This window comes from Arenibacter amylolyticus (genome assembly GCF_002150785.1).
Lineage (GTDB): Bacteria > Bacteroidota > Bacteroidia > Flavobacteriales > Flavobacteriaceae > Arenibacter > Arenibacter amylolyticus.
On record NZ_MTAZ01000022.1, the window covers coordinates 20374 to 28800 of the forward strand.

The 8427-nt window shown below is 41.0% G+C and carries 8 protein-coding genes and 1 pseudogene; 2 read left to right on the forward strand and 7 right to left on the reverse strand.

The annotated features are described in order from the left end of the window. The first annotated feature begins 7 nt into the window (after positions 1-7). Positions 8-1267, forward strand: coding sequence for a DUF819 family protein (locus tag BV214_RS10395; protein WP_086477447.1), 1260 nt, complete (start codon positions 8-10; stop codon positions 1265-1267). A 172-nt stretch (positions 1268-1439) separates the two neighbouring features. After that, on the forward strand, positions 1440-2156 hold the full coding sequence (locus BV214_RS10400; protein ID WP_086477448.1) for a DUF4369 domain-containing protein: 717 nt from the start codon (positions 1440-1442) through the stop codon (positions 2154-2156). Between the two features lie 135 nt (positions 2157-2291). On the opposite strand, the gene BV214_RS10405 is transcribed toward BV214_RS10400, so the two are convergent. The 7 genes and pseudogenes from BV214_RS10405 to BV214_RS16795 all read right to left on the reverse strand — a co-directional run. Then, a complete protein-coding gene (locus BV214_RS10405) occupies positions 2292-2561 on the reverse strand; it encodes a hypothetical protein (protein WP_086477449.1) in 270 nt (89 codons plus the stop codon). A 33-nt stretch (positions 2562-2594) separates the two neighbouring features. Continuing rightward, a complete protein-coding gene (locus tag BV214_RS10410; RefSeq protein ID WP_086477450.1) occupies positions 2595-3563 on the reverse strand; it encodes a type I phosphomannose isomerase catalytic subunit in 969 nt (322 codons plus the stop codon). A 92-nt stretch (positions 3564-3655) separates the two neighbouring features. Then, positions 3656-4063, reverse strand: coding sequence for a 6-pyruvoyl trahydropterin synthase family protein (locus tag BV214_RS10415; protein WP_086477451.1), 408 nt, complete (start codon positions 4061-4063; stop codon positions 3656-3658). After that, entirely contained in the window at positions 4060-4593 is a 534-nt protein-coding gene (gene idi, locus BV214_RS10420; protein WP_086477452.1) for an isopentenyl-diphosphate Delta-isomerase, read from the reverse strand. The genes BV214_RS10415 and idi overlap by 4 nt, the downstream gene beginning before the upstream one ends. Positions 4594-4690: 97 nt before the next feature. Continuing rightward, complete coding sequence (locus tag BV214_RS10425) at positions 4691-5659, reverse strand: PorP/SprF family type IX secretion system membrane protein (RefSeq protein ID WP_086477453.1); 969 nt, start codon at positions 5657-5659, stop codon at positions 4691-4693. Positions 5660-5663: 4 nt separating this feature from the next. Next, on the reverse strand, positions 5664-7094 hold the full coding sequence (locus BV214_RS10430; RefSeq protein ID WP_245806776.1) for a T9SS type B sorting domain-containing protein: 1431 nt from the start codon (positions 7092-7094) through the stop codon (positions 5664-5666). Positions 7095-7128: 34 nt separating this feature from the next. Then, a pseudogene (locus BV214_RS16795) lies at positions 7129-8427 on the reverse strand (hypothetical protein); the annotation flags it as partial.

Sequence of the window (8427 nt, forward strand, 5' to 3'; positions counted from 1 at the left end):
CCATATTATGACCGAACCATTTATTACCAACGACACCGTTGTTTTTGGACTACTCACCCTTTGTCTTGGATTTATTTTTTACACCTCTTCCATAAAAACTGGATTCTGGGGTAAATTTTACACCTTTATTCCAGCTGTATTAATGTGTTATCTACTACCATCCATTTTAGCTAGTAGCGGACTCATTTCGGATGACAATTCCAATCTTTACTATATGGCCAGTAGGTATCTCTTACCAGCGGCCTTAGTCCTAATGACGCTCAGTATAGATATGAAAGCCATAGCGAAATTAGGTTCCAAGGCGCTGATTATGTTTTTAACGGGAACTGTAGGGATTATTATTGGTGGGCCATTGGCAATATTAATTATTTCCATTTTCTCCCCAGAAACCGTTGGCGGCAATGATTTTGATGCTATTTGGAGGGGCTTGTCTACTATTGCCGGAAGTTGGATTGGTGGAGGTGCCAACCAAGCCGCCATGCTGGAGATTTACAAGTACAATCCCGAAAAATATGGAGGGATGGTTCTAGTAGATATTGTTGTTGCCAATGCTTGGATGGCGATCATTCTCCTGGGTGTTGGGAAAACGAAACGAATAGACAAATGGTTAAAGGCAGACACCTCGGCCATAGAAAAACTAAAGATAACCGTCTCAGAATTCTCTGAACGTATCACAAGGGTCCCTACCCTTACCGATTATATGATGATGCTCTTATTTGCATTTACCGCCGTAGGCCTATCCCATTTCATTGGGGATTACCTTAGTGCCTATCTCGGTTCTATAAAAAGTGTTAGCGATAAGGGAAGTTTCCTATCCTTCCTAGGCTCCAATTTCTTTTGGATGGTAGTCATTGCAACCATTATAGGAATTGTGCTATCCTTTACCAAAGCAAAAAATTATGAAGGAGCGGGCGCCAGTAAAATGGGGAGTGTTTTTATCTATATCCTGGTTGCCACTATTGGTATGAAAATGGATTTAAGCATGGTTTTCGAAAACCCAGGCTTGATCCTAATAGGATTTGTTTGGATCGCTATACATGCTGGGCTACTGATCCTGGTTGCAAAATTAATCAAAGCCCCTTATTTCTTTCTCGCCGTTGGGAGTCAGGCTAACGTTGGGGGAGCCGCTTCTGCTCCTATTGTAGCTGCAGAATTTCACCCATCCCTTACTTCGGTAGGCGTGTTATTGGCGGTTTTTGGTTATGTAGTGGGAACAGGGGGTGCTATCCTTTGTACTATTCTCATGGAAATTGCCTCAAAAGTTTAGAATTCCACAAACTTTCGTCATATTTGCGCACCAATTAAAAAACTATCAAATGAGCATGACCGTCAACTAGTTTTAGATACAAATAAGCATATGCGAACTTGACCGCCGTCGGGCAAGTTTACATACTGATCGCAACCTAAGTACGACTGTCAAAAAACAATAATACTTACCTATGAAAAAAATATTTATCACCGGCCTTATTGCCGCTTTCATTGCCTCCTGTGCAGGGACTTCTGAAAATACTATGACCGTTACCGGCAAGGTGAAAGGACTAAAAAAAGGAACCCTATATTTACAACATATTGTAGATACCAGCTTGGTGAACATAGATTCCCTAACTATAAAAGGAGAAGGAAATTTCACCTTTTCCACGGAGATAGAGAGTCCGGAAATCTTTTATCTCTATTTGGATAAAAATGACAATAATGACATTAACGATCGTATTACCTTCTTTGGGGAACCTGGTGAAATTACCATAAATACCTCTTGGAATACATTTGATTTAAACGCCAAGGTTACAGGTTCTGAAAGTCAGGATAAATTAAGTGAATACCAAAAGGTGATGTCTAGATTCAACACTAAAAACCTAGAGTATATACGGGCTAGTTTGAATCCAGAATATCAGAACGATCCGGCAAAGATGGATTCACTTCAAGACTTAAGTGATAAGAATGTAAAAAGAGGCTATTTGTTCGCTTTAAATTTTGCCATGAATAATACAGACTCCTATGTAGCACCCTATATCGCTTTAAAAGAAGTGTCGGACGCTAACATCAAGTATTTAGACTCCATCAACAACTCTCTTAGTCCTTCGGTAGCTAATTCTAAGTACGGAAAGGAATTAAAGAAGTTTATAGCTGAACAAAAGATGAATCGGCAAGGGGAATAAAAGACTTCTTCTGAAGAGCTTTTAGCACCCTCACTTGCTCACAGGCAAGTTGGGAAAGAAGTAAAGACAGCATAGATACCAACAAAAAAAGCATCCTAAAAAGGATGCTTTTTTATTGGATACAAATTCTTGGGATTAGCCCAATTTGTTTAAATCTTCCACCAAAGCACCTGCTTTGGTCTCCAATTCTTTGCGTACACCTTTTAAGTGTGCCGCCCTGTTTTCTACAGATTTATCATTCACCTTTTCAATAAGGTCATCAAAAGTGGCGATTGCACCATCGATAACGGCATTCCCTTCCTTGGAAATCTCCCCTTTATTTGACGCGTCTACTAAATAAACGGTTTCAATAATATCTCCTAAAACGTAATTAATGTCTTTTTTTAAATCTCTTATACTTGCCATTGGTAATATATTTAAGTGCAAAAGTAATCATTTTCAGATAGTAACTTCCAAAAGTTTTGCTTTCGTTGTATTTATTTGTACTGTTTTGGATGCTGCGGGAATCAATACCGTTTGTCCTTTTTGCAGTTCTACCGCTCCATAGTCGTTGGAAATACTGACCGCCCCTTCTACACAGAGATAGATGGTAAACGATTTTCTATCGGCAATATCCAATTCCTTAGGCTGGGTCAGATTTAAGAAATTTGTAGAAAAATAGGGACAGGATACCATGGAGTTTACTTTATCCTTTCCTTGCTCATAGGAAACCTTAAAATCGTCCTTTTTTTCATAGTCAATAGCTTCCAGAGCCAATTCCGTATGAAGTTCCCTATAGTTGCCATCTTTGTCTTTTCTATTAAAATCGAAGACCCGATAAGTTACATCAGAGGTTTGCTGAATTTCGGCCAAGAGCACCCCTGCACCAATAGCGTGGATTTTTCCAGTATTGATAAAAAAAGTATCTCCTGTTTTCACCTTCTCATAATTCAGCAAGTCCAATAAGCTGTTCTCCTCCAAACTCTTGGAGTATTCCTCTTTGGTAACGTTTTTGTTAAAACCTATGATTAGTTCGGCATCCTTATCGGCATCCATCACATACCACATTTCGGTTTTCCCAAAAGAATTATGTCTTTCTTTTGCAAGCTCATCATTGGGATGCAACTGAATGGAAAGGTCTTGTTTGGCGTCTATGAATTTGATTAGGATGGGAAAATCATACCCAAATTGCTTTACCACACTCTCACCCAGAACCTCATTGGGATACTTCTCCATAAGTTCTTGCAAGGAAGTGCCTTTTAAAGTGCCGTTGGCTACGACGGATACATCTCCGGCTACTCCAGACAACTCCCAGCTCTCACCCGTATTGTCGGCAACTATTTCCTTTCCCAATACCTCTTTTAGCTTGGTCCCTCCCCAAAGTCTTTCTTTTAAAATGGGATCAAACATCAATGGATATAAGTTCATATTCCTTTTTATTTTTTAGTTCTATGTTTTTTTAGAAAAATTAATCGCCCAGCCTACTTGGAACGCAGGCATGGATTTGGACAGTAAGCTCCTTATCCGGAAAATGTTACAAAATTTCTAGGGGTTTCATATAGGGTTACTTCCAACTCCAAGTGCGATTTTATGGAAGGTCTAAGATTTTTCCAGATAAAAACTGCAATATTCTCTGCCGTAGGGTTTACGGTTTTAAAATGATCGATTTCCACATTTAGGTTCTTATGGTCTAATACGGACTCTACTTTATCCTTGATCAGGTCTTTTAGGATTTTCATATCCATCACAAAGCCTGTTTCCTGGTCTATCTCCCCAGTAACACTCACCACTAACTCATAATTGTGTCCATGGAAATTTGGATTATTACACAATCCGAAGACCAACTGATTTTTATCATCGTCCCAATCTGGTCTATGAAGTCGATGCGCTGCATTAAAATGCGCTTTTCTGCTTACTTTAACTTTCATATCACGTTCATCTCTTGGGTAATATGATCATAGAATTTTTCGAAAATAATTTTAAACCAGGCCGAATATTTATCTGGGTCTGCTTCGATATCTTTTTTAATATCCTCGGGTTTCATCCATTTCCAATCGGCTACCTCGTCTGGGTTTATATTGGGTTCCCCGTTGTACTTGCCAATCATCACATGATCCAATTCGTGCTCCGTAAGTCCGTTATCAAAAGGCGCCTTATAGATAAAGGAAAACAGTTCTTTTAAGGGTACTTCAAATCCCATTTCTTCCATAAGCCTTCTCCTTCCGGCTTCCACATTGGTCTCGCCTACTCTTTGGTGACTACAGCAGGTATTTGCCCATATTAAGGGAGAGTGGTATTTATGGGCAGCTCTTTGCTGAATCATAGTTTCCCCCTTATCATTCATGATAAAAACCGAAAAAGCCCTGTGTAACAATGCTTTCTCATGAGCCTCTAATTTAGGCATAGTACCAATAGGCTCGTCCAACTCGTTTACCAAAATAACTTTTTCTTCTTCCATACCGTAAAAATAAGGCTTTCCCCCATTATAAGGGTTAAGTCTATCTTAAAAAGCTGCTTTTAAGAGAAAAGGTATGGCTAGAATTTAGAGGATTCGATTAGAAAAATCTAGGGGACTTAAGATTGGATACTCGGCTGAAAAAATCGTAACGGACAATTATCTCAAAAGAGCCTTGATTAAATATAGCCCGTCCCAATTTAGTGGTTTCCCTATCGTAGGCAATACCAACCAACATTTTGTTATTCAAATGGAATGCGGCCATAGCACTTACTGCGGCATCCCACCGGTAACCTGCGCCAAGAATAAATTTATCGTTAAACATAAAATTGGCAGACACATCTACTTGAAGTGGAGCTCCTATAACCGCCTTAGTTAGGAGGGTAGGTTTAAATTTCACATTGGCATTCATATCAAACACATAGCCGGTAATCAGGTAAAAGTTCATCTGCTCTTGGGCGGTGGACAGGGAGGCCCCGTCAAAATGGGTGGTCTGTAAAAATCGAGGTACCGAAAGTCCGGCATAAAACTTATCAGTGCGATAATAAACCCCAGCCCCAATATTTGGGGAGAATTTATTATCTATATCGTGTTGCAAGGTAGGATCTGGTCCACCTGGATTGGTATTATCCTGATTTAATTCGGAAAACCGAATATCCAAAAGGTGGGCGCTCGCCTTAAGGCCAAAGCTCAACCTTCCCTCCCTAGAGGTATGGATGGTATAGGAGAAATCGCCATCAAAATAGGTTTCGGAAGTAGGGCCAATCTTATCATTCACAATAGACAGGCCTAGGCCTACTCCCCTATACCCTATTGGGGAATGCACATTTAGGGTCTGGGTAATGGGTGCACCATCTACCCCCGCCCATTGGGACCTATGAAGGGCTGCAATGCTTAAATGTCCTCTAGACCCGGTATAAGCGGGGTTAACACTCACCGTATTATACATGTACTGAGTGTACTGGGCATCTTGTTGCGCTATAACTTCCGTCTCCATAAACAATAGGATCAGCAGGCACAGTATAGGCAGCTGCCTAAAAAAGAGTCGGTTTTTTATAGAATATCGCATGCTCTTATCGATTTATATAGATATATCCAGTAAGGGTCTTGTTCTTAGTTTGATCTGCATTGGAAATGTTCAACATATAGAAGTAAGTTCCCACTGGCAGTTTATTGTCTTGCCCTACGGTAACCCTACCTTTAGAAGTACCGTCAAAGTTGTTGGTGTAATTGTCATAACTTCTAGTAGAAAAGACCATCACTCCCCATCGGTTGTATATTTTGATGGTGTTATTAGGGTAATTTTCTATTGCTTTAATAGTCAACACATCATGGATTCCATCATTATTGGGTGTGATTACGTTGAATACCTCCACGTCCTCGCCCCAATCATCCGCAATGGGATCTTCCTCCTCAGGCTTATCCCCTTTGTCCGGATCCGGATCACCGGTTCCATCGGTATTTACCAAGACCGTAACGCTGGCTGTGCTGCAATTATTGTCTTCATCACAAATGGTATAGGTAAAGTTGTCTGTCCCTACAAAATCGGTATCCGGGGTATAGGTTACCGTATCATCGATAATATCATTAGGTGTTCCATAATCGTTCACCACTACGGTGCCATTGGCCGGACTGGAGATTTGCAAGGTGGCAATGAGGGGAATGTCATCATCATTCGCCAAAATATCGATCTCTACCGCTTCGTTTTGCATAGTTACTGCAGTATCATTAAAGGCATCCACAATGGGTAACACCTCTACATAAACAGTAGCAGTACTACAATCGCCTTTGGCATTACAAATGGTATAGGTAAAGAAGGTATTGCCATTAAAGTTAGGATTGGGAGCAAAGCTTACAATATCATCTGAAGGGTCGTTGGGCGTACCATTATCGTCAATAAAAACATTGCCATTGAAAGGGTTAGAAGTGGTTAACAGTCCCTCTGTAGGAATATTGCTATCATTATCGTATATGGGTATCACTACCGACTCATCCTCCTTAACTGTCGCATAATCGTCCTCTAATATAGCTGCCTGTTGTAAACATACCACGGTAAAGTTGGGAAGATCAAATGAATTTCCCGCCTTGGTTACCGTTGCGGTATACTTGGTTACGCTTTGGGTAGCGGTCACGGATGCCAGCAATTGGTCTCCGCTGATGGAGGGCGACCAACTGATGGAGGACGCAGGACCTACTTTACTGGAAACATCCAAAACTACCTCGTTATCCGGACTGGAACAATCGGTCACAATAAAGTAACCACTGGCATTAGACCCACAAAGTGTCCCGTCATAGGTAGCGAAGTAGATTCCTGGCTGCGTAACCTCATAATAAAAATCGGTTCCCAATACCGTATTCCTATCCGATGCTTCGTACCATTTATAGTTATGTTCATCACTGCTATTAGGCGCCTGCAACAAGAACTGCGCACTAAGAGCGCCTATATTCAGCAAAGCAAATAGCAGGGTGACTACTAAGTATCTATAGGTTGGGTTAGATTTCAAATTCTTGGTTGTAATGGGTTATTGATTTTTCGGTTTATTTTACCACAAAAACTACGTTGATCAAGGAGTTGTAATCCGAGGGTGTGGCAATCACATCGTACGTCATAACCCCTGATGCATTTACACTAACATTTGCAAATACAGTAGTATCATAATAGGTAACATAGTAATACAAGTCTGAAGCGGCATACGTAGGTATTGCTGCAGGTGCTCCCGTACTGGCCACAGCAGGCGTTCCAAACTGGGCAATATATTGAGCATATAAATTCTCGGTTCTTCCAGTAGCAGTTGAGGAGGCATCTATCGAAATGGAGGGAGGATAGAAAATATTTGGTCGCGTATTAGCAATAACATAGGGACTAGTTGTACTTCCTGTTCCAGTAACACTGATATCATTACCAGCTGTCACTACTGTCTCCGTACCGTCAGCGGTTGGGATGATAACCGTATTTCCTCTATCTATAGATAATTGATCTCCTGTAATGCTAAGGTTTTGGTTGTCCGTATTAATATAACTACTTAAATCAACCTGGTTAGCTGCGGTAGCTGGATTGGTAAGAGTCAATATGTTACCCGTTAAATTTAAATCTTGAAGTTCGTTTGTTGGGTCATTGTCGGCATCACGGATATCAATGGTCGTATTCCCTCCTCTTTCCAAAGCTATATTTACGGATTCGTTGGCAGTTACTACAGAGCTGCTGATATTTTGATTATCGGTGTTTAGATTATTTTTATCAACCCATTGAACAGCTCCTGTATTATCCGTAACCAAGACCTTATCATTACCACCACTTAATATGTTTTCAGTCTGAACTGCATTGTCTGCTAACTGCGCATTCGTCACAGCATCATTGGCCAGCTTGGCCGTTACGATGGATAGGTCTTCTACTTTGAAGGGGTTCGCTAAAGTACCGATTCCTGTAATGGTCACCTGATCAGCAATAGCAGAAAAGCTAGATTTATCGATCCAATCCACTGTACCCAGTGCATCCGTAACCAGTACCTTATCGATACCGCCACCTAATATGTTTTCAGTCTGAACCGCATTGTCTGCTAACTGCGCATTCGTCACAGCATCATTGGCCAGCTTGGCCGTTACGATGGATAGGTCTTCTACTTTGAAAGGATCCAATGTGGTACCAGTTCCAGTGATCGTTGTCTGATCCGCAATAGCAGTAAAACTGGACTTATCAATCCACTCCACTAACCCGGCTGCATCTGTAACCAATACCTTATCGATACCGCCTCCTTGTATGTTTTCCTTCTGAACGGCATTGTCTGCCAATTGAGCATTCGTCACCGCATCCGCAGCAAGTTTGGCCGTGGTAACCGC